Below are 25597 nucleotides of genomic sequence, written 5' to 3'. Positions count from 1 at the left end.
CCACCCCGACGCCCACCCCAACTCCCACTCCCACGCCTACCCCAACTCCGACACCGACCCCGACGCCCTCCCAGACAGGCGCCACGTCGTGGAAGCCTGACACCGCCTACGCCGCGGGGACCCTGGTCACCTACGCCGGCGTGACCTACCGATGCTGGCAGTCGCACACCAGCCAGGTCGGCTGGGAGCCGCCCAACGTCCCCGCCCTCTGGCAGCGCGTCTGAGCGGAAGCGGGCGCCCGTCCCCCTACGGGCGCCCGCTGTCTTCTGTCGTCGTTCCACGGCAGATGGCGACAGAGATCGACATCGGCCCTCGCCATGCCAGAGCCGAGCTGGGCGGGATGTTCCGGCATGTGCCCGGCCAGTCGGGCTGCAACCGGCGACTGCGTAATAGGTGCGGCCTGGTGGCGCACGTGCGGTGCCATCCTCATCACGTGATCGGCCTGCTCATCGAGCGCAGTGGCCACGGTATGGATCCCGGCACGGGTCGCCGGTCAGCCGCGTGCGTCGAGCGGGAAGTGCAGCGAGAGATGCGAGGACAGGGCGCGGAGAAAGTCCGGGGCGTCGAAGGCCGCGCCCGCGGAGGCGACGCCTGTGGTTCTGGTCCGGCCGGTGAGGATACGGTCTACGGCCTCCACCGCGAGCGGCGCGCTGATGGCGTAGATGTCCTGACCGGCGGCGACCACGCGCCGTTCCGTACCGCCGGAGCGGACGAGGACGTCGATGACGAAAGTCTGCGCGGAGCGGCCGCGCTCGTCGACAGCGGTCGGCGCCGAGGCGTCAGGGGCGGACAGGTCGGCGGCCGCCTTGGCGGCCATGTAGGTGCGCACCTCCGGAATGGCCAGGTGGCTGGGAACGGTGACGACATCGGCCATGGTGAACTCTCCGATGACGCTCTGGGGGCCGAGCGGGGCCGGGAAGGGCCACTCCAGGGTCGGCAGAGCGTCGTCGTGGTACTCCAGCCGTCCGCCGGTGTAGCGGACACGGCGGCCGCCCCGTCGCTGTCCCGAGACCACGCCCGAAGCGAGCGTTCCGGCAGTGGGGTACCAACTGCTCAGGCCGTAGGCGATGTGCGCCTCGTCCGCCGCCGTCCAGTCGCCCATCGCGGTGGTGACCAACAGGTCGCCGAGGCCGCCGTAGAAGGCCATCGCCGGGACCACCACGGTGCCGGCGGCACGGGCGCGCTGCGCGAAGTGTGCGAACGTGTCAACGTTCGCCTCGATCTCGGCCGCCACGTCGACATACGGGATGCCGGCGCGCAGCGCCGCCTCGATGAGCGGGGCGGCGGTTGCGGCGAAGGCGCAGTTGATCACGGCCGCCGCGCCGTTCAGTGCGCGGTCGAGCGAGGCCGGATCGTCGACCGACGTCTGCCGCGCCTCGAGCCCCGGTTGGGCCTGCGCCAGCGCCAGCAGCTTGTCCTGGTCGCGACCGAGGAGCAGCGGGACGTATCCGCGCTCGCGCAACTCCGCGACCACGAACCGCCCGGTGTGCCCGTAGGCGCCGAACACCGCCACGTTCCGACCCGATCCCATGCCTGCTCCCACGTGATCGAAGTGTTCCACGGCGTAAATCCTGTCCGCGTTGGTCCATCGGTTCCAGTGTCTGGAACGACAAGACCCGTACAATTTCCGACATGAGTTCCTTCCCGCGCTCCGTCGCGGTCGCCGCTACCGACGGGATGCTTCACTTCGAGCTGGCCCTGGCCTACGAGGTGTTCGGCTCCGCCCCGGACGCCGTGCCAGGCCCTTGGTATGACGTCAGGGTGTGCGGCACGCATGCCGTCCGGGTCGGCCGGTTCCTGGTGGAGCCGGACTGCGGGCTCGACCGGCTGGCGCACGCCGACACCGTGATCGTTCCCGCCTTGGCGGACGTCGAGGAGGACCCGCCTGCCGACCTGGTCGAGGCGGTGCGCGCCGCCCACGAGTCGGGCGCGCGGGTGGTCTCCCTGTGCACTGGCGTGTTCGTGCTCGCCGCCGCCGGCCTGCTGGACGGGCTGAGCGCGACCACGCACTGGGCCCACACCGAGGAACTCGCCGCGCGCTATCCCCGGGTGAAGGTCGACCCGGACGTGCTCTACGTCGACAACGGCAGCGTGCTCACGTCTGCGGGCAAGGCCGCAGCGATGGACCTGTGCCTGCATCTGGTCCGCCGCGACCACGGCTCGGCGATCGCCAACGTGGTGGCCCGCCGCCTGGTCGTGCCGCCACACCGGGCCGGTGGCCAGGCCCAGTTCGTCACCACACCGATGCCCGCCCAGGACGGCCATCCCCTGGCTGAGCTGCTCCCCTGGGTGATGCGGCGGCTGGACCAGCCGCTCACCGTGGAGGACCTGGCCCGGCAGGCGAACATGAGCTCCCGCCACCTGGCCCGCCACTTCCGCTTGGTAACCGGCACCACCCCCCTGCAGTGGCTGCTGACGCAGCGGATCCGCCGCGCGCAGGAGCTGCTGGAGGCCACGGACGACAGCGTCGACACCATCGCCTCAGCCGCGGGCATGGGTACGGCCACGACACTGCGCCGACACTTCCACCGCACAATCGGCGTATCGCCGGACACCTACCGCCGCACGTTCCGGGCGTGAGGGAGTATGGCTTGGAGCGCGGTCTGCACGTCCCAAAGTTCTTCCGGCGCGCCCACCTCCAGCCGCATCCGTGCCAGGTCGGTGGTGTCGTCGAACGCGGCCAGCGCGACGAAGTGCGCAGAGTCGAGCCGGCCGACCCCACGTATGACGGCGAGCTGTTCGTTCGTCGCCGCCGTCTCGATCGTGGCCCCGGTGATGCCCAGGGCAGGCACGATGATGGAGATGTTGTCGGCGTCGAGTTGCTGGAGAAGGGCGATCACGTCGTTGTCGCCGCGGCTGACCTCGGCGAGCAGGCGAACGTCGAGAACGTAGCCGTCAGCGGGCATTCAGGATCTCGCGCGCCTTGCGATGCGGCGCGCTCGACGACTTCGGGGTCCTGATGGGCTTTCTCGATAGGTGTCGCTGGGCCAGTTCCAGGTTGCGCAGCGCCTCCACCACCATCGGCAGCGTCTGCGGCACACCCCGGTCGCGTATGCCCCTGAAATGCCACTCCAGGCGTTGCGCGAACAGGTCCCTGCGGCGGCGCGCGCTCTGCGCGACGCAGGCGGCCAAGGGATCCGCGGTCAGCAGCCCGGTCGCCGGGCAGGTCGACAGCCCGCTGTCGACCATGGCCTGGCTTTCCGGTACGTTCTCCGCCACCGAGCCCATGACCCCCCGGCCCGCCAGCAGATCGGTGGCGGCCCGGCTGTAGGCGTCGGCCATGGCGCCCGGGCTCATCCCCAGCCCCGCGGGTCCGTACAGCAGTGCGCGCAGGGTGTCGTCGGCGTGGACCGCGCGTGGGAAGCCCAGCGTGGTGTAGGCGCGCAGCAGCCGCAGGTTGTCCTCGAGCAGCTCGGCGCGTGGCAGCTCGCCGCGGGTGAGCTTGGCGGCGACCAGCCGCAGGTAGTGTGCGCGGCGTTCGTCGAGCATGGCCCTGACCTGAGGTGCCGCGGCGTCGTGGTGCACGGTCTCGGTGACAGGCGTCAGCGTGGTCTGCGGCAGGTGGGCTTCGGCGTCCTGCGCCTGCCTGCAGTGCGCGGGCGCGGTGCCGTCGGGGTGGGGGGCGGTCCACCGGCACTGGGGGCCGGGCCCCTTCGCCTGGACGGTGCGGCCCAGCACCGCGCCGACTCCTTCGACATGCACCCACTCCTGGACCTCGGCATGGATGGGGCTGGTGCCCGTCATCTGGTAGCCGGTGATGATGGTCTCGCAGATGCGGCCGCGTGACTTGGGATCGTACTCGCAGACGCGCCGGGTCAGCGGCCTGCTGGTCACGTCCGTGGCCTCACCCATGGTGGCGTTGGTCCAGCAGGAGTGGGAGTAGCGCACCTTCTGGCCGTCCAGGTACATGCCGGTCAGCAGCGAGCGGGGCAGGGCCCGGCCCGTCGCGACGGCGCGGGTGGGAGTGCCCCCGGTCGAGGTGCCGCACTTGGGAGCCAGGTCCGGCACGCCGGTCAACGGGCCGTCCGCGGTGGCCGCCAGCCGGTTGACGTCGATGTCGGCCCAGCCGTCCGCGGCCGACCAGAGCGTGAGCGGGCGTCCCGGATCGTGTGCCTGGTCCTCCACGTCGCGCAGATCGTCGAGGAGCGCGGTGGTGAGCTCCTGGTTACGCCGCAGCAGGCCGGAGAAGAGCGCGTTGGTGGCAGGGCCGGTGCCGGGCCTGGTCGACGCGCCGCTGCGGGGCAGGGGCTTGCTGAACTCCTGGGCGGTCGCGAGGATGGCGCGCCCGTTCGCGGCGATGATCTCGCCATTGGCCGACTGCTCGGCGGCGCCGATCTCCCGTTTGGCGTAGCCGGGGTTCTGCAGCGCGAGCAGCGTGTAGGCGCGTGCCGCCTCGGCCCACAGGTCCGCGTTGGCCACTGGGCGTTCCGTGCTCGGTATGGGCATGCCGTAGGAGGCGGCCAGCTTGGCCAGGTAGGTGATCGCCCCGGCAGGGCCGTTGGTCTGCAGCGCCAGTTCCGGCGAGTCGCCGGGGGGCCCCGGGTAGGCGAAGTTGGGTCCGCGCGCGGTCTGGGAGGCGGTGATGCCGAAGCGGTCGGCGGCCAGGAGGTAGTCGGCGTAGTCCGGGATGGGTATGTGCTTCTTGGCCTCGTAGTCGACGTAGGTGTACGCGGTCGACAGGAACGGCTCGCCGGCCAGTTCGCTGAGCCGCTGGTTGAGCTGCTGGTTGAACTGCTGGGAGGCGGCCACGAGCCGGAGCAGCCGGTCATGCATGCTCTCCAACCGCAGGTCGCTCTGGCGCAGCAGCTCCATGGTGTCGCCGAAACCCCTCAGCATGTCACGATAGATCGTGTTCAGCCCCGCATCTATGCGGTCGAACCGGGCGTCCATCCGGTCGCTGACCAGTTTGAGGTTCTCGTTGGTCTGCTTGAAACCGGCGTGGATCTCCTCCACCACGGCCTGGGCGAGTTGCTGCGAGACCTGCTGCGCGGCGCTCTCGTCATCAGCGCTCAGGCCGCCGAAGAACTGCACCGCGGCCATGACCAGTCCTACGGCCGCCCCGGCGATCGCCCCGTAGGCGCCCAGCGTGCTTCCGATGGCGGTGCTGGTGGCCAGGGTGGCGGCCGCGGTGACGATCGTGCTGACCGCGGTGGCCACCTGGTAGGCCGCGGCGGCGAAGGTGGCGACGTAGCGGCCGATCTTCTTGTCCAGCATCCCGGCCACGGTCGCGACCACGTCCAGGGCGCCCTTGACCCCGTCGATGGTCTCGCGGCGCTTCTTCTCCAGCTCGAACGCCCTGGCGATCTCGGCCTGGCTGGCGCCGGAGTTCGGCCGGTCGGGAATGCCGGCCTTGCGCAGCAGCTCCTCCAGGCTCGCGCCCAGCTCGGTGGGCTTGCCGTTGGCCTCGTTGAGCTTGAAGCGCAGGTTGGTGAAGGCGGCACCGATCTCGGTGATCAGCTCCTTGGTGCCGAGCTTGGCCGCCGCGATGAGCTTGTCGAGGTCGACGAGCTCCTTGAGCTTGGCGACCTTCTTGAGGTCGTCGAAGGTCCACCTGGGGTCCAGCCCCCCGGGCTGGGTCGGCGTCGGCTTGCCGTACACGCCCTGCCAGGACTGGGCGACCGCCTCATCGGCGCCGCGCAGTGCGCTCCACAGGCGGGTCTGGGCGTGGCCGTAGAAGACGTCCACCGAGGTCAGCTGCTGCGCGCCGGACAGCCGCCTCGTCACGTCCACCACGGCGGCCTCGGGTGCCATGTCGCGTACGGCGAGCGCGCCCAGGAGCCTGCCCGCCTGCTCGCCGCCGACTGCCGCGTCGGGAGCGGCGTAGGTGAGCTCGAGCAGCCTGCCCAGCCGTTCCGGTGTGGACCTGCTCGCGTCGGCGGTGGAGAAGCCGGAGCGCACCGCCGCCTCGACGCTCGCAGCGTGGCCGCTGACCTCCGCGGCCGAGGCGGTCGGATGCCTGGCCCGCCAGTCCAGGAGTTCCGCGGTCAGCACCACGCGCTTGTCGTAATCCGGGCCCGGGTCTTTGATTCGTACGGCCGCGCCGAACGCGACCCCGGCCAGCAGCCCCTCGTCGAGGGGGACCGCGTCCTCGGCCGCGACGGGCTGGACGAATCCGGCCAGCAGGCAGGCGACCAGGCCAACTACCGTGATACGCACGCCGTGTCCTTAGAGGTTCGAGTCGGAGCAGACGAAGGGGCCGCCGGTGCGCACGGAGTCGTCCGTGCCCTTCCAGGCGAGGAAGATCTGGTCGGCGGTGTCACCGGCGACGGCCGGGCTCGCGCCGGTCGTGACGTCCCGGAGCGTCACCAGGGGGCCCCACCCCTGAGTGCCGGAGTGCGCGGCGTAGACGTTCTGATCCGTGCTCCGCCCCTTCCACAGCGCGCAGTAGCCGTTGCCTTCCGCAAACCCGACGAGCGCGGGCGCGTGGTCGCTGTGCGCGTTGTCCGGCGCCCAGGAGGCGTCGCTCCATTTCCCGGCGCGGTAGTGGGCGAAGTGGAGCTGCCCGTCCGGATAGCCAGTGCCTTTCCAGCCGAGGACCAGCCCGTCGGCGGTGGCGGCCAGCGCCGGCCCCTCGCTGGTGCCGCTGAAGGGGACGGTCCCCTGCTGGGGTGCCCAGGTCCTGCCGTCGACGCTGGAGGACATGTACATGTTCGTATCGGCACCGATGCCCTTCCAGACGAGGTAGAGCAGGCCACGGTGGACGGTGAGGGCCGGGCCGTGGCTGGTGCCGCCGTCCCAGACGATCCGCACCTGGGGGGTCCAGGTCTTGCCGTCGACGCTGGAGGACATGAACATCCGGGGATCGTCGCGCAGGCCCTTCCACACGAGGATGTACCTGTCAACGAGCCGGGCCAGCGCCGGTCCGTGACTGGAACCGCCGCCCATGTCGATGTGGCGGCCGTGCCAGCCTTCACCGGATCCGTCGAGTTCGCTGATGTAGAGACCGCTGTCCGATGCCCGGTAGGCGACTGCCGTGTCCTGGGCCATCGCGGGGCGGTCGCTGGTGGCCATCGGGTCTGTTGTGCCTGTCATGAGGGAGGCCGCGAGGACCAGGGCGGCTACTGTTGCGTGCACCTTGATCTTTTATCCCGGCGAACGTGAAGACGATCTATCGAGCGGGGCTAGATCCGTTTACCCATCGGCGGGTGCGCCTTCGACCTGGCAACGGTGGCTGGGGAAGAGCAGCCCCCAGCAGGACCGTACGTACGGTCTTCGCCATCCATTGCTGGAGGGGGCGCTGTGTGCCTTGCGCTGCAGAGCCCGCTTGGGGCGATGTTTAGTTCAAGTAGTCAAGCTGCATGTACAATGACTAGATGAAGGCATCATCGCTACATCCCGCGATCTACACCACGCCTCCCCTGACCACAGAGGATCGCGGTGTCCTGGCCGAGATCCACCAGATGCGCAAGCGGCTCCGCCACGTACTGCGAACACCCAAACGCTGGGAAGGCGGACTGCGTCGCTCCGCTTTGGCACGAGCCATCCGCGGTTCCAACAGCATCGAAGGCTATCAAGTCGCCGAGGATGACGCTGTAGCCGCCCTCGACGGCGAAGAGCCAATCAGCGCCGACGAGCGGACTTTCCTGGAGATTCAGGGATACCGTCACGCTTTGGGCTACGTTCTCGCGATGGGCGAGGACGATTATTCGACTTTCGACTCCACCGAGATTCGCGCGATGCACTACATGATGCTTCAACACGAACCGTCGAAGTCACCCGGGCGCTACCGCAAGGGGCCAGTCTTCGTACACGATGATCGCAAGGATCAAGTAGTCTACGAGGGCCCCGATGCCGGCGATGTACCAGCACTCATGGATGCGCTGGTCGAGAGCCTGCACGCGGAACCAGAGGTCGATCCAGTGGTGCGCTCAGCCATGGCACACCTGAACCTGGTCATGATTCACCCGTTTCGCGATGGCAACGGACGTATGGCTCGCGCTCTCGCAACCTCCGTACTCACAAGATCAGACATCGGAGAGCCCGAATTCTCCAGCGTCGAAGAATGGCTTGGGGCGAATACTGAGGACTATTACGCCGCCCTGGCTCTCACCGGCCACGGTTCGTGGCAACCGCGGGACGATGCACATCTTTGGATCTCATTCAATCTTCGTGCCCATCACATGCAGGCCCAGACCGTGGCTCAACGAGTGCGGGAGGCTGGAGCAACCTGGAGTGAGCTCGACGCCCTCATCCAGGAAAATTCGCTTCCCGAGCGCGCGATCGACGCCATGTTCGAGGCCGTCCTGGGCTACCGGGTGCGACGCGCCAGCTATATGAAGCGAACCGGCGTCGAGGACCAGACCGCCACCCGCGACCTGGCAGCTCTTTCCAGCGCCGGAGTCCTCGTCCCGCACGGCAACGGAAGAGGACGCTTCTACACAGCTGGCGAGCCGCTTCAACAGATACGACAGAGCCGTCGAGCAAGACGCACGCCACTCACCGACCCCTACTCGTGGATGCGCCCACGTCTTGCCTCGGCACCGTGAATTATGATCGCCCTGCGCGAGACCTGCCATTGCAACTACTCCACTGAAGCTCTGGTCAGTCCGACTGAACAAGGCACTCCAGTCCCGCCGATCCCGCAGTACCCGTTGGGAACCTTGTACAGGTACTGCTGGTGGTGGTAGTGGTCCGCCTTCCGCAGGAGTTCCGGAGACCCCGCCCGGCTTTCAAGCAGTCTCAGACAGGGATCACCCGCACTACCTTCCCGCACAGTTTGCTCATGTCGTCCTCGTCAGACGTCAGAACGATGGCAGGGCGCACCGAGCGCAGTGCGGTGGCCGCGACCACAGCGTCGATGGCGTACTTGTGACCGTTCAGGCGGGCCTCTCGAAGAAGCTCGATCGCTCGCGACGAGATGTCCTCGGTCACCGGCTCGATCTTCAGCCGGGAGAGATACCACCTGAGACGATTGCTTTTGACGTGGACGTCTTGTGCCTGGATCGGTGTCATGGCGCTGACCACAAGCCGAAAGTCGCTGTCCTGCGCCTCCCGTACGAACGCTGTCACCCGCTGGTCGGCCTCGCACCACTTCACAAGCGCCTCGCAATCAAGAACGACGGTGCCCGCGCTCAACGGGCTTCGTGTGCGCGCCATCCGTCCTCCTCTTGGAGTTCGGGCGCGGACTTGACCCGGCGGAACAACTCCGCCGCCTCATCACGCAATGACTGTGGGATCGGCCCAGAAGCGGCCTCGTTCTCCTGCAGAGCCTCCTCCAAGAGATCCCGCTCGATCTGGCGCTCCACAGCGGCATCGACGTAGGCGGAAAACCCGCGGGCCCCGACTCGCTCTCGGACAGCGCGAATGTTGCCCGCTCTCAGAGACACACTGACCTTGGCGGCCGGGCCGTCTCCCGGGGCGAAGTCTCGCTCTGGCATGCACATAGGCCCAGTTTACTACTCGAAGTAGCAAAATGCCGGTCCTCGCTCTGCGCAAGGACCAGCCGCTACGTATGCCTACGCGTCGCCGGACGTCAGACCGACCGGACAGGAGCAGCCGGATGTCGCTGCACACGAAGGGATTTACCCGGCCGCTCGTGCTCCATCAGCACGAAAGGTGCGGTGGAATCACGACGGCAGTTCGCTCCCCGTCTGCTCCGCCACCATGTACGCGGCGTACCAGTCCGGCCAGTTCTCGTCTTTTTGACCGGTCCGGGCCTCGTACTTGCCGTGCGCGGCCTCGGCACGTCGAAGGGCGCTCGCGAGATCGTTGACCGACGCGAACGTCGTCGTTCTCGGGTCGACGCGACCGGCCAACCGCGTCGTGACCTCCTGGAACAGCCAGCCGTTGCCGTCCGGATCCCGGAAGGAGGCGTAGGAGCGGTAGGTGCCGTGCTCGGGATCCGGACCGCTGACCCGGCGCCGCCCGAACAGGTAGGGATCGTCCGTGCCGGTGTACACGCCGTCGCTGTGGAACACCTCGCTCACCTCGACGCCGCGACTGGCGAGCTCCTCACGGGCCGCTCCGATGTCGGACACGATCAAGTACAGACCCTGGGCGGAGCCGGGTGCCGCGGCGGTGACGTTCTTGCCGAAGATGACCGAGCACCCGGAGCCAGGCGGCGTGAACTGCATCACCCGGAAGTCGTCGCCGCTCGCGAGGTCCGCGTCGAGCCTCCATCCGAGCCTCGCGTAGAACTCCTTCGCGCGGTCGACGTCGGAGACGGGAATGACGACGACCTCGAGCTTCATGTCGTTGCCGTTAACGTTCGTGGTGCTCATAGTGCTCTCCTGGGTGGTGTCAGCTCACGATTTCGTTGGGGTCTCCTCACGTCGTGATGCGCTGGAAAGAGGCGGCGCACCGGTCGGCTGCATTCCTCGACCCATGCCGCCCACGCACGGACTCGCCCCCGCCAGCGAGGACGACTTCCCGCCCGCCGCAGAGACGGTCTGTTGTGCAGGGTCTTCCCGCCGCCCGCCTGCATTAACACCCTCATTCGCTCCACAGCCGGCTGATCGAGCGTGATCAGCACTTCGCAGTGATCTCCGTCTGAATCAACCTGGTGGCGTGGTCGGACGGAGATCGTTTCTGGTGGCGAGTGGGCCGTGACAGCTCGCGTGGGCTACCCACATTCCCATGGCATCCGGCCACCCCCGAGACCGGTACGGCTGCGAGGTGTGGCTTGCGGCGGGCGTGCTCGGTCACCCTCAGCCGAGCGATCTCCCAGGGCTGCCGGATCGGGCGATCGACGGTTCCTGCTGACTCGGCGCCCGACGCCGTCCGCGGCCGGTCGGCCCCGACGAGCAGCAGCCCAAACGCAGAGCTGCACACCAGATGATCATGGCTGATGAGTCGCACCGCGGCGACTTCTCCACCAAGTCCCGCCACTACTCGATCTGGGTCTTCCGTCCCTGGCCGAGACCTTCACGGTCGCCGAGTGGCGCTATGCCGGGAGCGGTCTCCGCAACGGAGAGCCGTGCTGGGCCGAACTCGCCCGCCAACGCATCGCTACTGCGCGCATGATCGCCTGCCGGAGGGAGCAAAAGGCGGCCTAGCACTGACGGAGTGCGCGGCCGGCGCCCATGCGAAGCACCCGAAAGGCCGCGGAGCGGTGGGGGCCGGCAGCGCACAGCCATGGAAGATCTAAGCCTCGGCCAGGACGTAGAGCAGGGCTGCCATGCTGGTGCCGCTGACGATGTCGCGTTTGTCGATGAGTCGGCGGATGTCGGTGATCGGTACCCACTCGATGCGCTCGGCCTCCCACCCCTCGGTGGGCGGGCCAATATGGGTCGCGCTGTCGGCGCGGAAGATGTGGTGCGCAGAGTCGGAGATGCCGTTGGTCGGCTCGATGTAGAGCAGTGGGCGCAACGGGCCTGGCCGCCACCCGGTCTCCTCCTCGACTTCGCGCGCAGCGGCAACGCTCGGCTCCTCATCTTCATCGATCTTGCCGATGGGGATCTCCCAGCCCCACGAGTCAGTGATGAAGCGGTGCCGCCAGATCAACAGCACGCGACCATGGTCGTCGGTGACAACCGCTCCGGCTCCCGGTGCTGTGCGGATGAGGCGGTGATCCAAGTGCCTGCCGTCAGGCAGTTCCACGTCTGCCACCCGGACGTCAAGCCAGCGGTCAGTGTAGAGAGGATCTTCTGAGTGGACCTGCCAGCGCATGCGGCGTGCTCCCGGTGTGGATGCCTGATCTCGGCTCCACGCTACAAGGGCACACGCGCCTGTTGCCCTGCCCGCGCCAGAAACTCCCGCACGGGTCGGGTGTCGAAGGGACGCAACGCGGCGGTCACCATACCTATCCGCTCGGCGATGCGCTCGGACTCCATGCCCTCGGCCCGGTCCAACATGAATTCCGCCGTGGCAGCGGCCTGGTCCAGCTCGCCGCGCCCGGCCAGTACCAGAGCAAGCGTCGCGAGGCGGTGCGTCTGCCCTCGCAGATGGCAGCCATCAGCGGAGCGGAGGGCCTCCTCGGCGTACTCCTGGGCGGCCATGAGGTCGCCGAGTCGCCGCAGGGCCTCTGCATGCTGGCACTCCAGCAAGCCCGGCTGTACGTAGCCGGTCTCGGGTGGCTCGTCAGCATGCCGGATATGGGCCGCCGTGGCCTCGGAGCGGCGTAGGTGCGCATGACAACTCGCCCTATCCCCAACGCGCGCATATGCCTTCGCCTGAAGGGTGTGAAGGTCGGTGGCCAAAGCTGGGCTAAGGTGGCCGCGTGCGCCTCGAAGCGCCGTCTCGCAGTACTGGATCACGTACCGGTACCGCGCCCGCGACATCGCCTGATTGGCCAGCAAGGCGACCACGTACCCGCCGAACGCGAGGTTGCCGGACGCCTTGGCCATGCGCAAGGCATGGAACAGGTAACGCTGGGACAGCGCCTGCCGGTGGGAGTCGTAGGCGCAGATTCCCGCGAGCGCGACCAGACCGCCCGCCGCGCGGAACAGCTCCCTGCCGACACGGTCGTCGTGGCTGCCCTTGAGCAGCGGTGTCACGCTGGTGTTGAGGAAGGCCACGATGCGCGGCCGTACGGCCACGCCGCCGACCCTTCGATACATGTGCTCGTACCGTGTGCGCGCGTCCTTGAGGACCTGGACGTCGTCCATGTGGACGGGCCGCAGGCCGCGGCGTGAGACATCGATCTCGTGCGGCGGGTTCTCTCACTCGAAGACGGGCGCGATGGCGGCCGGCCCGTCGATCATGGATGCACCCGCGATGAACACCTTGTTGCTGAGGTCTCCCCGCCAGAGCGCGACAAGCCTGGTCAAGGGCCTGCGGCAATTCGACATCGTAGGAGCCCGAACCGCGCCTGACCATCTCGCAGATGATCTCCGGTACGTCGCCGCGGGGAATGGCGTTGTCCCTGATCCAGCGGGCCACCGCGGTGTGGTCGTACCGGGTCGGGCGGCGGGCTGTCGCCGTGACGGCGTTGATCCGCGCGGCGAGTCCCGGGTGGGAGATCCCTGCCTCGGAGAGCAGCGAGTCCAACAGGATGTTCGGCTCACCCACTGATCGGCCCTCCGCGTCGGCTGCCAACCTCCGTTCGGAGTGTAAGCGGGCCATCACCCCTCGAACAGGCCATGAACCCTTACACGGGATCACAGCTGCGTCGCATTCACACGGGGTGTGAACGGCTCCCCACCAATGCCGCTGATCACGCGCTTATGCCGTGCACTTCGACATCGGTGAACTGAGCCTATGACCAGGCGGAAAACGCAGATCATGGCTCCCCCGGTGCCGTTGAACACGGCCGAAGAGCTACGCCGATCACTCCAGGCGCTCGGCATCTCCGCCGATGTTCACGAGGGGTTCGGGCTGGCTCTCGTATCCGTCTGGGTCGGCCTTGTGGTGTGGTCGGACGGAGATCGTTTCTGGTGGCGAGTGGGCCGTGACAGCTCGCGTGGGCTACCCACGTTCGCGTGGCATCCGGCTACTGAGCCCGAACGGGCGGCCCGACGAATCGCTCTCCGCTATGCGGACCTTCGCTCCACGCATCCGCCTTCCAACCTGATCGCCGGGGAGCCACTATGGCTGTGACCCTGCGCGAGCTGATCAGTGCGTTCCCAGGCTGGGAGATCCAGGACGCTGCTGGGGGCGGCTGGTACGCGGTAGGTATCGTCCCGGTTCCGACACACAACGGGCTCTCGAATGTACGGTGCGGGGGCACCCTGGACGAGCTGTACAAGCACCTGGAAGCCGAGAGTCGAAGCCAGGCCACCCCGAGACCGGTAAGGCTGCGAGGTGTGGCCTGACTTTAGGCGGCGGGGCGATCACCTGGCGGCACAGGAGTAACTCGATGGCAACCCGACCCGGAGCGCAGGGCCGCCAAGGCCCGAGCACAGGAAGCGGGACGGCAGCTCACCCTGTAGAGAAACTTGTCGCCGAAAGCAGCTCTGGCCCAGGATCGACACCGGGCTTGCCGAGCGACCGAGGGCCAGATTCAGGCTTTCTACGCAGGTCTACGCCTCGTCGTACGTCAGACCCACCGGACAGGCCACTCCCGTTCCGCCGAGACCGCAGTAGCCGTTCGGCACCTTGTACAGATACTGCTGGTGGTAGTCCTCGGCGAAGTAGAACGGGCCTGCCGGGGCGAGCTCGGTGGTGATGTCACCGTAGCCGGCCGCCTTGAGGACGTCCTGGTACGCGTCCCGGGACGTCTCCGCGGCCTTCTGCTGCTCCGGGGAGTGGTGATAGATGGCCGACCTGTACTGGGTGCCGACGTCGTTGCCCTGGCGCATGCCCTGGGTGGGGTCGTGGGCCTCCCAGAAGACCTTCAGGAGCTCCTCGTACGAGACCTTGGCCGGGTCGTAGACGACTCTGACCACCTCGGTGTGGCCGGTGAGGCCGCTGCAGACCTCCTCGTACGTCGGGTTGGGCGTGTGGCCGCCCTGGTAGCCGACGGCCGTGGTGATGACGCCGGGCGTCTGCCAGAACTTGCGCTCCGCGCCCCAGAAGCAGCCCAGGCCGAAGTCGGCGATCTCGGCGCCGGTGGGGTACGGCGGGGCGAGGGGGGCGTCGAGGACCGCGTGCCGGGCCGGCACGGGCATGGTCGTTGTGCGCCCGGGCAGGGCGTCCTCCGGCCGGACCATCGATGTCTTGTCGCCGCCGAGACTGCTGCCGAACAGCCAGCCCATGGTGCCACCTCCACAGTCCTGTCTACGGTTACAGCAGGGGCAACGGTTTAGGATCCCTACATATTCCCGTGTAGCGATACGTGTTTGTGTTTAAGGGTGGTAATGGCCTTAGATGGGTGACATGCCTGACCTTCGGCGTGGTGTGCTGTACGGTGTCGCCGCCTACACGATGTGGGGCCTGCTCCCCCTCTATTGGCCGCTGCTCAAGCCGGCCGGAGCCGTCGAGATCCTCGCCCACCGGATCGTGTGGTCGCTGGTGGCGGTCGTCGCGGTGCTGGCGGTGCGCAGGCACTGGTCGTGGGTGAGGAAACTGCTCCGGCAGCCGAAGAAGCTCGGGCTGCTCGGGCTGGCGGCGTTGATCATCACGGTCAACTGGGGCGTCTACATCTACGCGGTCAACACCGACCACGTGGTGGAGAGCGCGCTGGGCTACTTCATCAATCCGCTGGTCAGCGTGGTGTTCGGGGTGGTGCTGCTGCGGGAGCGGCTGCGGCCGCTCCAATGGGTCGCGGTGGGGTTCGGCACGGTGGCGGTGCTGGTGCTGGCGTTCGACTACGGGCGGCTGCCGTGGATCGCGCTCGCGCTGGCCGTCACGTTCGGTGTGTACGGGCTGGTCAAGAAGCAGGCGAACGTGGGAGCGGCCGAGAGCCTGACCGTCGAGACCCTCTTGCTGCTTGCCCCGGCCGGCGCCTACCTGGTGTACCTGGAGGCGGCTGGTCAGGCGACGTTCGGCCACACGGACGCGGGGCACGCGCTGCTCATCGCCGGCGCCGGGGTCATCACCGCGGTGCCGCTGCTGTGCTTCACCGCGGCGGCGATCAGGGTGCCGCTCAGCACGATCGGGCTCCTGCAGTACATCGCGCCGACGCTGCAGTTCCTGTGCGGGGTGCTCGTCGCCAAGGAGATCATGCCGGCCAGCCGTTGGATCGGCTTCTCGATCGTCTGGCTGGCCTTGGCGATCTTCACGTACGACAGCGTCCGCACGGCGCGCGCGACCGCCCGGGAGAGGCGGTCGGCCCCCAGCGAGTCGTCCCACACCGAGACGTCCCGCACCGCGTCGCCCCACACCGAGTCACCCCCCAGCGAGTCGCCCCACACCGAGTCGCCCCGCACCGGGTGCGGGAATCAGCCCGAGCGCTCTACCACGTAGTCGCACAGCGCCAGGAAGGCGTCCTTGGCCGGGATGTCGGGGAGCCCGGCGATGTCGACGCGCGCCCGGTCCACCCAGGCGTCGAGCTCGGCGCGGGCCTGGGCCATCCCGGGATGCGCCCGCAGCAGCGTCAGGGCCTCCTCCACGTCGTTCTCGGGAACCGGCCCCGACAGGAGCTCCACGAGCCGCGAGGGGCCGCCTGTGGCCAGCGCGTACAGCACCGGCAGCGTCTGGATGCCCTCGCGCAGGTCGGTGCCCGGCGTCTTGCCGGACTCCGACGACGTGGAGGCCACGTCCAGCAGGTCGTCGCCGAGCTGCCAGGCCACACCGATCGCCTCGCAGGCCCGGCTGAGCCGCTCCTCGACGTCAGCGGGTGCCCCGGCCAGCAGTGCGCCGAACCGGCCGGAGGCGGCGATGAGGGAGCCCGTCTTGTCGGCCAGCACGCTGATGTAGTGGGCCACCGGGTCGTCGTCTCCCTTCGGCCCGATGGTCTCGCGGATCTGCCCCTGAACCAGCCGGGAGAACGTCTGGGCCTGGATGCGGATCAGTTCCGGCCCGAGGTCGGCCAGGATGTCGGAGGCCTGGGCGAACAGGTAGTCGCCGGTGAGGATGGCGACGGTGTTGTCCCAGCGGGCGTTCGCCGATGGGGACCCCCGGCGCACCGGGGCCTCGTCCATGACGTCGTCGTGGTAGAGCGAACCCAGGTGCGTCAGTTCGATGACCACGGCGCCGGGCACGACGCCCGGCGCCGAGGGGTCGCCGAACTGGGCGGCCAGCAGCACCATGAGCGTGCGGAACCTCTTGCCGCCGGCCTCGATGAGGTGCTTGGACGCCTCCGTGACGAAGGCGTCCTCGCTCTCCACCGACGAGCGCAGGAGCTTCTCGACCGCGGCCAGCCCGGTGGCCAGGTCCTGCGCCAACCGCTCGTCCTCGATGGGAAGGTCAACAACGGGTGGCGCGGTCATACGAGTCCCCTATCTGATGAACAGGCCGGAAGCGGCCTGGTTGGCCAGGTCGAGCATGGGCTGCGGAAAGAGTCCCACCCCTACCGTAATCAGAAGAGAGACCGCGATGACGGCTACGGTGCCCGTACTGGGCACGGCGATCGTCGGGCCGTCGGCCGCGGGCTCGCTGAAGAACATCAGCACGATGACGCGGACGTAGAAGAACGCGGCGATCGCCGAGGCGATGACACCCACCACGACCAGCCCGGTCATCCAGCCGCCGAGCGAGTCGCCGGCCTCGGACCCGCTGGCGAGCGCCGCCGCGAACACGGCGTACTTGCCGAAGAAGCCGCTCGTCAGCGGGATGCCGGCGAAGGCCAGCAGGAAGAAGGCGAAGATTCCGGCGAGCAGCGGTGACCGCTTGCCGAGCCCCGCCCAGCGGGACAGGTGTCCGGCCTCGCCGCCCGGGTCGCGGACCATGGTGACGACGGCGAACGCGCCCACGGTGGTGAGGCTGTAGACCAGCAGGTAGAACAGGATGGCCGACAGCGAGCCGGAGTTCTGCTCGCTCACGTCGAACGTGGCCATGACACCGATGAGCAGGAAGCCGGCGTGCGCGATCGACGAGTAGGCGAGCATCCGCTTGATGTCGGTCTGCGTGATCGCCAGGATCGCGCCCACGATCATGGTCAGGGCCGCGACCGCCCACATGATCGGGCGCCAGTTCCAGTCGAGGTTTCCCAGACCCACCCAGAACACCCTGAGCAGGGCGCCCACGGCCGCGACGAGCGTGCCGGAGGCCATGAGCGCGGTGATGGGCGTCGGCGCGCCCTGGTAGACGTCGGGCTTCCACGCCTGGAACGGCGCCGCACCGATCTTGAACAGCAGGCCGACGCCGAGCATCGCGAAGCCGATCAGCAGCAGCGGGTCCAGCAGCGCGCCGGTGCCCAGCGCCCTGTTGATGCCCGGCAGCGACACCGTCCCGGCGAAGCCGTAGATCATGGCCGTGCCGTACAGGAAGAACGCCGAGGAGAACGCGCCGAGCAGGAAGTACTTCATCGACGCCTCCTGCGACAGCAGGCGGCGACGGCGGGCCAGACCGCACAGCAGGTACAGCGGCAGCGACATGACCTCGAGCGCGACGAACATCGTCAGCAGGTCGTGGGAGGCGGGGAAGAGCAGCATGCCGCCGACCGCGAACAGCACCAGAGGGTAGACCTCGGTGTGCTCGGACCCGGCCGACTCGGCCTCCTCCTCCTCGGCGCTGCCGGGCACGGCCGCCGCCGAGGCGACGAAGTGGCCCTCGTCGTTGATCATCAGCACGCACACGAACGACAGGACGAGGATCACGCCCCAGATGAACAGCGCGGGCCCGTCGACCGCCACCGCGCCCATCGCGGACGCCGTGGTCGGCACGTCACCCTTGACCACCTGGATGAGAACCAGCGCGAACGCCCCGAGCAGCGACAGCAGCGTGAGGGGCACGTGGATCGCCCTGCGGAGGTAGCGGGGCGCGAACGCCTCCACCAGCACGCCGATGACGGCGGCGCCGAACACCAGCAGCATCGGCGCCAGCGTGCCGTACTCGATCGTCGGCGCCTGAATGACACCGTTCACTGGCCGGCCCCCTTCTCAGCGATATCCGGATTGTCCACGTTCGCGTTGACCAGCGTCTGGGTCACCGCGGGGTTGATCACGTCCAGCAGCGGCTTGGGATAGAACCCGAAGCCGATGATCAGGGCGACCAGCGGCGCGAGCACGACGATCTCGCGTACGTTGAGGTCCTTGAAGGCCTTCACCGGCTCGGCGGTCGGCCCGTTCATGGCCCGCTGCACCATCCACAGGATGTAGACGGCGGCCAGGATGACGCCCAGCGCCGAGACGACCGCCGCCGCTGACAGCGCGCCGGCGCCGGCGGCAGTGCTGGAGTACGTGCCCACCATGACCATGAACTCGCTGACGAACGACGACAGCCCCGGCAGCGACAGCCCGGCCAGGCCCGCGACCAGGAAGAAGCCGGCCAGCAGCGGGGCTACCTTCTGCACGCCGCCGTAGTCGGCGATGTGCGGCGAGCCGCGCCGCGCGATCAGGAACCCGGCGGCCAGGAACAGCGCCCCGGTGGCGAAGCCGTGGTTGACCATGTAGAGCGCCGCGCCGGCCTGGGAGATCTGGGACATGGCGAACACGCCCATCACGATGAAGCCGAAGTGGGAGATCGAGGTGTAGGCGATCAGGCGCTTCATGTCGGTCTGCCCGATGGCCACGATCGCGCCGTAGATGATGCTGATGACCGCGAGCACCACGATCGGCGTCGTGAACGCCTTGGCCGCCTCGGGGAACAGCTCCAGGCAGAAGCGGAGCATCCCGAACGTGCCCACCTTGTCCAGCACGCCCACGAGCAGCACGGCGGCGCCCGCCGGGGCCTGCGCCGCCGCGTCGGGCAGCCAGGTGTGCACCGGCCAGAGCGGCGCCTTGATCGCGAAGGCGATGAAGAAGCCGGCGAACAGCCACTTCTGCGTGGCCGGGTCCTGGATGACCCCGACGAGCTCGGGGAACATGAACGTGCCCTTGCCCGCGACCACGTAGAGCCCGATGACCGCGACCAGCATGAGCAGGCCGCCGAAGAGCGAGTAGAGCAGGAACTTGACGGCCGCGTAGGACCGCTGGGCGCCGCCGTACGACCCGATCATGAAGTACATCGGGATCAGCATGGCCTCGAAGAACACGTAGAACAGGAAGATGTCGGTCGCCGCGAAGACGCCGATCATCATCGCCTCGAGCACGAGCAGCAGCGAGAAGTACGTCTTGACCGACCGCTTCGGCGTGATGAGCGTGCCGTCGGCGGTGCGGACGCCGTCGGCGTCGTGCCAGGAGGCGAGCACCACGATCGGCACGAGCACCGCCGACAGGGCGATCAGCACGAGCGCGATGCCGTCGACGCCCACCCCGAAGTGCACGCCGAAGCTGGGGATCCAGTCGTAGGCGGCGGCGAACTTGAACCTGTCGCCGCTCGCCGACGGGAACTGGAACGCCATGACCAGCGTCAGCGCCAGCACGACCAGCGAGACCGCCAGCGTGGCCTGCTTGGCCAGCGTGTCACTGCCCTTGGGAAGCAGGGCCACCACGACGGCGCCCAGCACGGGCACCGCCATGAGTATCGGGAGCCAGAGTGACGACATCAGATGTTCCCAACGAGGAGCAGGGCGCCGGTCAGCAGGGCGGCGCCGATCAGGATGGACAGCGCGTACGTTCTGGCGAAGCCCGTCTGGACCCGCCGCAGCCGGCCGGAGGTCCCGCCGATGCCCGCGGCCAGCCCGTTGACCACCCCGTCGATGCCGCGGTTGTCGAGGAACACCGCGATCCGGGTCAGCCACTGGCCGGGACGCATGAACAGCGACTCGTTGAGCGCGTCGCCGTACAGGTCACGCCGGGCGAACGCGGTGACGAACGAGCCGCGCGGCGCCAGCACGGGCACCTCGGCCCGGCCGTACCTCATCCAGGCGAAGCCCGCGCCCACCGCCACCAGCCCCAGCGTGGCGAGCCCCGGAACGCTCGCGAAGTGGAACTCCGGCAGCTCCTCGGGGCGCCCGACCGCCGGGCTGAGGAAGAGCAGCAGCCGGTTGCTCAGGATCAGGTAGCCGCCCAGGAAGACCGAGCCGATCGAGAGCACGATCAGCGGGATCGTCATCACCGACGGCGACTCGTGCGGGTGCGCGTCGTCGGCCCAGCGCTTCTCGCCGAAGAAGGTCATGAAGACCATCCGCGACATGTAGAAGCCGGTGATGCCCGCGCCCAGCACGGCCAGCCAGCCCAGCACCGGCTGCAGGTGGACCGCGGTCTCGATGATGCCGTCCTTGGTGAAGTAGCCGGACAGCAGCGGGAAGCCGATGATCGCCAGGTAGCCGACCATGAACGTGGCGAAGGTCAGCGGCATGTACTTGCGCAGGCCGCCGTACTTGCGCATGTCCACCTCGTCGTTCATGCCGTGCATGACCGAGCCGGCCCCGAGGAACAGGTCGGCCTTGAAGAAGCCGTGCGTGAACAGGTGGCCGATCGCGAACGCGTAGCCCGCCGGGCCGAGGCCCGCGCCCAGCATCATGTAGCCGATCTGCGACATCGTCGAGCCGGCGAGGCCCTTCTTGATGTCGTCCTTCGCGCAACCGATGATGGCACCGGCCAGCAGCGTGGCGGCTCCGACGATCGCGACGGCCAGCGCCTGCGGCGAGCCGGGCTCGAAGAAGAAGGCCCCCGAGCGGACCACCAGGTAGACGCCGGCGGTGACCATGGTCGCGGCGTGGATGAGGGCCGAGACCGGGGTCGGGCCCTCCATCGCGTCGAGCAGCCACGACTGCAGCGGCAGCTGGGCCGACTTGCCGCACGCGCCGAGGAGCAGCAGCAGGCCGATCGCGGTGATCGTGCCCTGCGAGGCCGTGCCCACCTTCGCGCCGAGGTCCGCGAAGGCGAAGGTGCCGAACGACGACCAGATGACGAACATGCCGACCAGCAGGCCGAAGTCACCGACGCGGTTGACGATGAACGCCTTCTTCGCGGCGACCGCGGCCGACGGCTTGAACTGCCAGAACCCGATCAGCAGGTAGGAGGCCAGGCCCACGCCCTCCCAGCCGATGAACAGCCCGACGTAGTTGTCGGCCAGCACCAGCAGGAGCATCGCGGCGACGAACAGGTTGAGGTAGGCGAAGAAGCGGCGCCGGTCGGAGTCGTGCGACATGTAGCCGACCGAGTAGATGTGGATCAGCGATCCGACACCGGTGATCAGCAGCGCGAAACTGATCGACAGCGGGTCGATCAGCAGCCCCATGTCGGCCATGCCGGGGATGAACTCGTACAGGAACACGGCCTGGCGGCGCTGCGCCTCGGGCAGGCCGACCAGTTCGAGGAACGCCAGCACCGCCACGACGAACGAGGCGAGGGACATGGCCACGCCCAGCAGATGGCCCCACCGGTCGGTGATCCGCCCCAGGACCAGCAGGACCGCCGCCCCCAGCAGCGGGAGGGCGATCATGAGCCACGAGACGCCGATCACGCCGCCGGCGGTGTACTGGGCGATCTCAACAGGAGATTCCACCAGTCACCTCTTAGTACTTCAGCAGGTTGGCGTCGTCGACCGACGCGGACCTGCGGGTTCGGAAGATCGTCACGATGATGGCCAGGCCCACCACGACCTCGGCCGCGGCCACCACCATCACGAAGAACGCGATGATCTGGCCTTCGAGGTTGCCGTGCTGCCGGGCGAAGGTGACGAACGCGAGGTTGCAGGCGTTGAGCATGAGCTCGACGCACATGAACACCACGATCGCGTTGCGCCGGATCAGCACCCCCATGGCGCCGATGGCGAACAGCAGGCCCGACAGGACCAGGTAGTGCGCGGTCACTTGGACTCCTCCTCGGCCTTGTGCTGGATGGCCTCGGCCAGCTTGGGGTCCGTGGGGAGGTGGTCGTGCTCCACGTCGTAGCGCGCGATGTAGCGGTTGACCGAGTCCTCGGCGACGGAGCCGTCGGGCAGCAGCGCCGGCATGTCGATGGCGTTGTTCGTGGCGTACGTGCCGGGGCCGGGCAGCGGCGACGGGCGCTCGCCGCGGAATCGGGCCCGGGACAGGACCTTCTGCGTGGCCTTCTCGGTGAGCCGCTCGCGGTGCGCCAGCACCATCGCGCCGAGCGCCGCGGTGATCAGCAGCGCGGAGGTGATCTCGAACGCGAACACGTACTTGGTGAAGATCAGCAGGGCCACGGACCGGACGTTGCCGCCCTGGGCGGTGGCCGTGGCCAGCCCGGCCGCCGGGGTGAAGACCGCGTTGCCGACGGCCAGGATCACCAGCGTCGCGAAGCCGACGCCCGCGATCACGGCCCAGAAGCGCTGGCCCTTCAGCGTCTCGACCAGCGAGTCGGAGGAGTCGACGCCGACCAGCATGAGCACGAACAGGAAGAGCATCATGACCGCGCCGGTGTAGACGATGATCTGCACCGCGGCCAGGAAGGGCGCGTCCTGCACGGCGTACATGACGGCCAGGCAGAGCATCACGCCGCCGAGCATCAGCGCGGAGTAGACGGCCTTCCTGTTGAAGACCATGCCGAGCGCCGCGCCGACGGAGACGACGGCGAGCACCCAGAACGTGACGGTCTCACCCATTGGTCCGTCCCAGCCGGTAGTAGTCCTCTTCGGTCTCACCGAGCCGCATGGGGTGCGGAGGCTGCTCCATGCCGGGCGTGAGCGGCGCGAGGAGCATCTCCTTGGTGTAGATGAGGCTCTCGCGGTCGCCGTCGGCCAGCTCGTACTCGTTGGTCATCGTGAGCGCCCGGGTGGGGCAGGCCTCGATGCACAGGCCGCAGAGGATGCACCGCAGATAGTTGATCTGGTAGGTGCGGCCGTAGCGCTCGCCCGGCGAGTAGCGCTGCTCCTCGGTGTTGTCCGCGCCCTCCACGTAGATCGCGTCGGCGGGACACGCCCAGGCGCACAGCTCGCAGCCGACGCACTTCTCCAGCCCGTCGGGCCACCGGTTGAGCTGGTGGCGCCCGTGGAAGCGGGGCGCCGTCGGCCTCTTGACCTCCGGGTAGTTGGTCGTGACGGGCTTCTTGAACATCGTGTGGAAGGTGACCCCGAAGCCCTTGACGGGGTTCAGCCAATCAGTTAGTCCCACTGGGAATCTCCTTGTGCTGCACCCCGTGGTAGTGCGGCAGATCGAGCGGCGGCACCGGGAAGCCACCGGCCGTCGGCTCCTTGGACAGCTCCTCGAACTCGGCCTCGGCCTCTGCCTTCCTGGCCTCCTTGCGCCGCTGGTTGACCGTGTCGAACCTGGCCCAGATGGCCAGCGCGCCGATCACGACGATCGCGGCGATCACGTAGACGGGCGTCAGGGAGGTGTCGGTGAAGGTCTTGTCCTGGACGTACGTGACGGCCCTGACCGACGCCACCAGCATGATCCACGCCAGGTTGAGCGGGATGAGGACCTTCCAGCCGAGCGACATCAGCTGGTCGTAGCGGATGCGCGGGAGCGAGGCGCGCACCCAGATGATGAAGCTGAACGTCAGCGCGAACTTGATGAAGAACCAGAGCACCGGCCACCAGCCCTGGTTGGCGCCGTCCCAGAGCGAGATCGGCCAGGGCGCCCGCCAGCCGCCGAGGAACAGCGTCACGGCGATGCCGGAGGCGGTGAAGGTGTGCAGGTACTCGCCCATCATGATCAGGGCGAACTTCAGCGACGAGGAGTATTCGGTCTGGAAGCCGCCGACCAGCTCGCCCTCGCCCTCGGGCAGGTCGAACGGGATGCGCGCGGCCTCGCCGAACATGCAGACCACGTAGATCAGGAACGACGGCAGCAGGAGGACGGCGAACCAGGAGGGCATCGGCAGGCCCCACAGCGCGCCGCCGGACGCCTGCGCCTTGACGATCTCGGACGTGGACAGCGTCCCCGCGAAGAGGAACACGCCCACGAACGACAGGCCCATCGCGATCTCGTACGAGACCACCTGCGCCGCCGACCGCAGCCCGCCCAGCAGCGCGTACGGCGAGCGGGACGACCACCCGGCGAGCACCACGCCGTAGACCGAGATCGCCCCCATGGCCAGCATGAACAGCACGGCCACCGGCAGGTCCACGAGCTGCAGCGGCGTCTGCACGCCGAACAGGTTGACCATCGGCCCGAACGGGATGATCGAGAAGGCGAGGAAGGCCGGGATCACCATGATGACCGGGGCCAGGAGGTAGAGCACCTTGTCCACGGTCCGCGGGAAGATGTCCTCCTTCAGGCCCATCTTGATGCCGTCGGCCACGGACTGCAGGAGGCCGAACTTGCCGGCCCGGTTCGGGCCGTAGCGGTTCTGCATCCGCGAGATCAGCTTGCGCTCGTACCAGACGCCGAACAGGATGCCCAGCATCAGGAAGGCGAAGAGCATCACGGCCTTGACGATGATGATCCAGAGTGGGTCCTTGCCGAAGTCGGCGAGGGTCGGATCGGCCGCGAGAACGTGGGTCATGAGGCGCTCCCGATGGTGACGATGTCGCCGGCCTCGGCTCGCAGGTCGCGGGTGACCGAGCAGCCGCCGGAGTTCGCCGGGACCCAGACCACCCGGTCGGGCAGGTCCGCGACCCGGACCGGCAGCGTGACCGGGTTGGGCCCGGGGCCGCCGATGACGAGCTTGTCGCCGTCGCCGACGCCGATCTCCGCCGCCGTATCCGCCGAGATCAGCGCCTCGGCGGCCCGGGCGGTGCCCGCGAGGTAGGGCTCGCCGTCCTGGAGCCGTCCGTCGTCCAGCAGCAGGTGCCAGGTGGCGAGCAGCGCCTCGCCCGGCGCGGGCACGGACTGCGAGCGGGTGGCGGCGTTGGGCGCGGCGACGCGGGTGCCGCGCCAGGCTCCGATGCCGCTCAGCTCGCGCCGGGCCGCCGTGGCGTCGGGCAGGCCCAGGTGGACGTCCATCCGGTCGGCCAGGTTGCCGAGAACGGCCAGCTCGCTCCGCAGGCCGGGCACCTTGAGCGGCGCCTCGAACGAGCGGCCGCGGCCCTCCCAGTTGACGAAGGTGCCGCCCTTCTCCTGGACGGCCGCGACGGGCAGGACCACGTCGGCCCGGTCGGTGACGGCGCTGGCGCGGATCTCCAGGCTGACGATGAACGGGGTGTTCTCCAGCGCGTCGAGCGCGGCGGCCGGGTCGGCCAGGTCGTAGGGGTCGACGCCGGCCACGACCAGCGCGTCGATGTCGCCGTCGCGGGCGGCGGCGAGGATGCCGGCGGTGTCGCGGCCGGGCGTGGCGGGCAGCGAGGCCACGTTCCACGCCCTGGCGATCTCCGCCCTGGCGCTCTCGTCGTCGACCGGGCGGCCGATCGGCAGCAGGTTGGGCAGCGCGCCCGCCTCCAGGGCGCCGCGCTCACCGGCCCGGCGCGGGATCCAGGCGAGCCTGGCGCCCGAGGCGGCGCTGAG

General features: G+C 68.6%; 22 protein-coding genes. 4 read left to right on the top strand and 18 right to left on the bottom strand.

Annotation, left to right across the window (positions count from 1 at the left end):
- A partial coding sequence (locus DQW85_RS47975; RefSeq protein WP_338043452.1) for a carbohydrate-binding protein occupies nucleotides 1-224 on the top strand: 224 nt, incomplete at its 5' end.
- A 269-nt stretch (nucleotides 225-493) separates the two neighbouring features.
- Here DQW85_RS47975 and DQW85_RS40250 read toward each other — a convergent pair.
- The gene (locus tag DQW85_RS40250) at nucleotides 494-1531 is read right to left on the bottom strand and encodes a saccharopine dehydrogenase family protein (protein ID WP_113704986.1); all 1038 of its coding nucleotides are present in this window, start codon (nucleotides 1529-1531) and stop codon (nucleotides 494-496) included.
- Between the two features lie 101 nt (nucleotides 1532-1632).
- Here DQW85_RS40250 and DQW85_RS40245 point away from each other — a divergent pair, with 101 nt between their 5' ends.
- The gene (locus tag DQW85_RS40245; protein ID WP_113704981.1) at nucleotides 1633-2580 is read left to right on the top strand and encodes a helix-turn-helix domain-containing protein; all 948 of its coding nucleotides are present in this window, start codon (nucleotides 1633-1635) and stop codon (nucleotides 2578-2580) included.
- Here the strand turns inward: DQW85_RS40245 and DQW85_RS40240 are convergent.
- The 3 genes from DQW85_RS40240 to DQW85_RS40230 are packed head-to-tail and all read right to left on the bottom strand — an operon-like array spanning nucleotide 2556 to nucleotide 7011.
- The gene (locus DQW85_RS40240) at nucleotides 2556-2906 is read right to left on the bottom strand and encodes a hypothetical protein (protein ID WP_113704980.1); all 351 of its coding nucleotides are present in this window, start codon (nucleotides 2904-2906) and stop codon (nucleotides 2556-2558) included. The genes DQW85_RS40245 and DQW85_RS40240 overlap by 25 nt on opposite strands.
- Nucleotides 2896-6156: a hypothetical protein gene (locus DQW85_RS40235; RefSeq protein WP_113704979.1), complete on the bottom strand. Its 3261-nt coding sequence runs from the start codon at nucleotides 6154-6156 to the stop codon at nucleotides 2896-2898. Before DQW85_RS40235 ends, DQW85_RS40240 begins: the two co-directional genes overlap by 11 nt.
- Nucleotides 6157-6165: 9 nt before the next feature.
- Nucleotides 6166-7011 carry a sialidase family protein gene (locus DQW85_RS40230; protein ID WP_113704978.1) on the bottom strand — a complete coding sequence of 282 codons (846 nt, stop codon included), beginning with the start codon at nucleotides 7009-7011 and terminating at the stop codon, nucleotides 6166-6168.
- Nucleotides 7012-7313: 302 nt separating this feature from the next.
- On the opposite strand from DQW85_RS40230, the gene DQW85_RS40225 reads away from it, so the two are divergent.
- On the top strand, nucleotides 7314-8486 hold the full coding sequence (locus tag DQW85_RS40225) for a Fic family protein (RefSeq protein ID WP_113704977.1): 1173 nt from the start codon (nucleotides 7314-7316) through the stop codon (nucleotides 8484-8486).
- A 193-nt stretch (nucleotides 8487-8679) separates the two neighbouring features.
- Here DQW85_RS40225 and DQW85_RS40215 read toward each other — a convergent pair whose 3' ends face one another.
- The 5 genes from DQW85_RS40215 to msrA all read right to left on the bottom strand — a co-directional run bounded on the left by DQW85_RS40215 (nucleotide 8680) and on the right by msrA (nucleotide 14573).
- Nucleotides 8680-9096 (bottom strand): type II toxin-antitoxin system VapC family toxin, encoded by a 417-nt coding sequence (locus DQW85_RS40215; RefSeq protein WP_113704976.1) that lies wholly within the window; start codon nucleotides 9094-9096, stop codon nucleotides 8680-8682.
- A gap of 470 nt (nucleotides 9097-9566) precedes the next feature.
- Nucleotides 9567-10220, bottom strand: a complete 654-nt coding sequence (locus DQW85_RS40205) for a VOC family protein (protein WP_113704975.1) — start codon at nucleotides 10218-10220, stop codon at nucleotides 9567-9569.
- 862 nt (nucleotides 10221-11082) lie between these two features.
- Nucleotides 11083-11607, bottom strand: a complete 525-nt coding sequence (locus DQW85_RS40200) for an NUDIX hydrolase (protein ID WP_113704974.1) — start codon at nucleotides 11605-11607, stop codon at nucleotides 11083-11085.
- A gap of 41 nt (nucleotides 11608-11648) precedes the next feature.
- Nucleotides 11649-12545, bottom strand: a complete 897-nt coding sequence (locus DQW85_RS40195) for an NsdA family TPR-like regulatory protein (RefSeq protein ID WP_240197730.1) — start codon at nucleotides 12543-12545, stop codon at nucleotides 11649-11651.
- 1353 nt (nucleotides 12546-13898) lie between these two features.
- Nucleotides 13899-14573 carry a peptide-methionine (S)-S-oxide reductase MsrA gene (gene msrA, locus DQW85_RS40190; protein ID WP_113704973.1) on the bottom strand — a complete coding sequence of 225 codons (675 nt, stop codon included), beginning with the start codon at nucleotides 14571-14573 and terminating at the stop codon, nucleotides 13899-13901.
- A gap of 121 nt (nucleotides 14574-14694) precedes the next feature.
- On the opposite strand from msrA, the gene rarD reads away from it, so the two are divergent.
- Entirely contained in the window at nucleotides 14695-15723 is a 1029-nt protein-coding gene (gene rarD, locus DQW85_RS40185) for an EamA family transporter RarD (protein ID WP_113704984.1), read from the top strand.
- Here the strand turns inward: rarD and DQW85_RS40180 are convergent.
- The 9 genes from DQW85_RS40180 to DQW85_RS40140 all read right to left on the bottom strand — a co-directional run.
- The gene (locus DQW85_RS40180; RefSeq protein ID WP_113704972.1) at nucleotides 15699-16688 is read right to left on the bottom strand and encodes a polyprenyl synthetase family protein; all 990 of its coding nucleotides are present in this window, start codon (nucleotides 16686-16688) and stop codon (nucleotides 15699-15701) included. The two genes, rarD and DQW85_RS40180, sit on opposite strands and share 25 nt — an antisense overlap.
- 9 nt (nucleotides 16689-16697) lie before the next feature.
- Nucleotides 16698-18284: an NADH-quinone oxidoreductase subunit NuoN gene (nuoN, locus tag DQW85_RS40175; protein ID WP_113704971.1), complete on the bottom strand. Its 1587-nt coding sequence runs from the start codon at nucleotides 18282-18284 to the stop codon at nucleotides 16698-16700.
- On the bottom strand, nucleotides 18281-19846 hold the full coding sequence (locus DQW85_RS40170) for an NADH-quinone oxidoreductase subunit M (protein ID WP_113704970.1): 1566 nt from the start codon (nucleotides 19844-19846) through the stop codon (nucleotides 18281-18283). The genes nuoN and DQW85_RS40170 overlap by 4 nt, the downstream gene beginning before the upstream one ends.
- The gene (gene nuoL / locus DQW85_RS40165; protein ID WP_205315777.1) at nucleotides 19846-21690 is read right to left on the bottom strand and encodes an NADH-quinone oxidoreductase subunit L; all 1845 of its coding nucleotides are present in this window, start codon (nucleotides 21688-21690) and stop codon (nucleotides 19846-19848) included. The genes DQW85_RS40170 and nuoL overlap by 1 nt, the downstream gene beginning before the upstream one ends.
- A gap of 73 nt (nucleotides 21691-21763) precedes the next feature.
- Nucleotides 21764-22060: an NADH-quinone oxidoreductase subunit NuoK gene (gene nuoK, locus DQW85_RS40160; protein WP_113704969.1), complete on the bottom strand. Its 297-nt coding sequence runs from the start codon at nucleotides 22058-22060 to the stop codon at nucleotides 21764-21766.
- A complete protein-coding gene (locus DQW85_RS40155) occupies nucleotides 22057-22815 on the bottom strand; it encodes an NADH-quinone oxidoreductase subunit J (protein ID WP_113704968.1) in 759 nt (252 codons plus the stop codon). Before DQW85_RS40155 ends, nuoK begins: the two co-directional genes overlap by 4 nt.
- Complete coding sequence (nuoI, locus tag DQW85_RS40150) at nucleotides 22808-23323, bottom strand: NADH-quinone oxidoreductase subunit NuoI (protein ID WP_113704982.1); 516 nt, start codon at nucleotides 23321-23323, stop codon at nucleotides 22808-22810. The genes DQW85_RS40155 and nuoI overlap by 8 nt, the downstream gene beginning before the upstream one ends.
- Complete coding sequence (gene nuoH, locus DQW85_RS40145) at nucleotides 23310-24659, bottom strand: NADH-quinone oxidoreductase subunit NuoH (protein ID WP_113704967.1); 1350 nt, start codon at nucleotides 24657-24659, stop codon at nucleotides 23310-23312. The genes nuoI and nuoH overlap by 14 nt, the downstream gene beginning before the upstream one ends.
- Nucleotides 24656-25597 (bottom strand): molybdopterin-dependent oxidoreductase (locus DQW85_RS40140; RefSeq protein WP_162795766.1); only part of this gene is annotated, 942 nt, incomplete at its 5' end. The genes DQW85_RS40140 and nuoH, both read right to left, overlap by 4 nt.

The organism is Nonomuraea lactucae (genome assembly GCF_003313395.1).
Lineage (GTDB): Bacteria > Actinomycetota > Actinomycetes > Streptosporangiales > Streptosporangiaceae > Nonomuraea > Nonomuraea lactucae.
This window is presented reverse-complemented; position numbering and strand designations above follow the sequence as displayed.

Bases quoted from the DNA above. Each gene is read 5' to 3' on its own strand.
- DQW85_RS40250 (WP_113704986.1), bottom strand. From the start codon at position 1,531: ATGGGATCGGGTCGGAACGTGGCGGTGTTCGGCGCCTACGGGCACACC.
- DQW85_RS40245 (WP_113704981.1), top strand. From the start codon at position 1,633: ATGAGTTCCTTCCCGCGCTCCGTCGCGGTCGCCGCTACCGACGGGATG.
- DQW85_RS40240 (WP_113704980.1), bottom strand. From the start codon at position 2,906: ATGCCCGCTGACGGCTACGTTCTCGACGTTCGCCTGCTCGCCGAGGTC.
- DQW85_RS40230 (WP_113704978.1), bottom strand. From the start codon at position 7,011: ATGGCCACCAGCGACCGCCCCGCGATGGCCCAGGACACGGCAGTCGCC.
- DQW85_RS40225 (WP_113704977.1), top strand. From the start codon at position 7,314: ATGAAGGCATCATCGCTACATCCCGCGATCTACACCACGCCTCCCCTG.
- DQW85_RS40215 (WP_113704976.1), bottom strand. From the start codon at position 9,096: ATGGCGCGCACACGAAGCCCGTTGAGCGCGGGCACCGTCGTTCTTGAT.
- DQW85_RS40205 (WP_113704975.1), bottom strand. From the start codon at position 10,220: ATGAGCACCACGAACGTTAACGGCAACGACATGAAGCTCGAGGTCGTC.
- DQW85_RS40200 (WP_113704974.1), bottom strand. From the start codon at position 11,607: ATGCGCTGGCAGGTCCACTCAGAAGATCCTCTCTACACTGACCGCTGG.
- DQW85_RS40195 (WP_240197730.1), bottom strand. From the start codon at position 12,545: ATGGACGACGTCCAGGTCCTCAAGGACGCGCGCACACGGTACGAGCAC.
- msrA (WP_113704973.1), bottom strand. From the start codon at position 14,573: ATGGGCTGGCTGTTCGGCAGCAGTCTCGGCGGCGACAAGACATCGATG.
- rarD (WP_113704984.1), top strand. From the start codon at position 14,695: ATGCCTGACCTTCGGCGTGGTGTGCTGTACGGTGTCGCCGCCTACACG.
- DQW85_RS40180 (WP_113704972.1), bottom strand. From the start codon at position 16,688: ATGACCGCGCCACCCGTTGTTGACCTTCCCATCGAGGACGAGCGGTTG.
- DQW85_RS40170 (WP_113704970.1), bottom strand. From the start codon at position 19,846: ATGTCGTCACTCTGGCTCCCGATACTCATGGCGGTGCCCGTGCTGGGC.
- nuoL (WP_205315777.1), bottom strand. From the start codon at position 21,690: ATGATCGCCCTCCCGCTGCTGGGGGCGGCGGTCCTGCTGGTCCTGGGG.
- DQW85_RS40155 (WP_113704968.1), bottom strand. From the start codon at position 22,815: ATGGGTGAGACCGTCACGTTCTGGGTGCTCGCCGTCGTCTCCGTCGGC.
- nuoH (WP_113704967.1), bottom strand. From the start codon at position 24,659: ATGACCCACGTTCTCGCGGCCGATCCGACCCTCGCCGACTTCGGCAAG.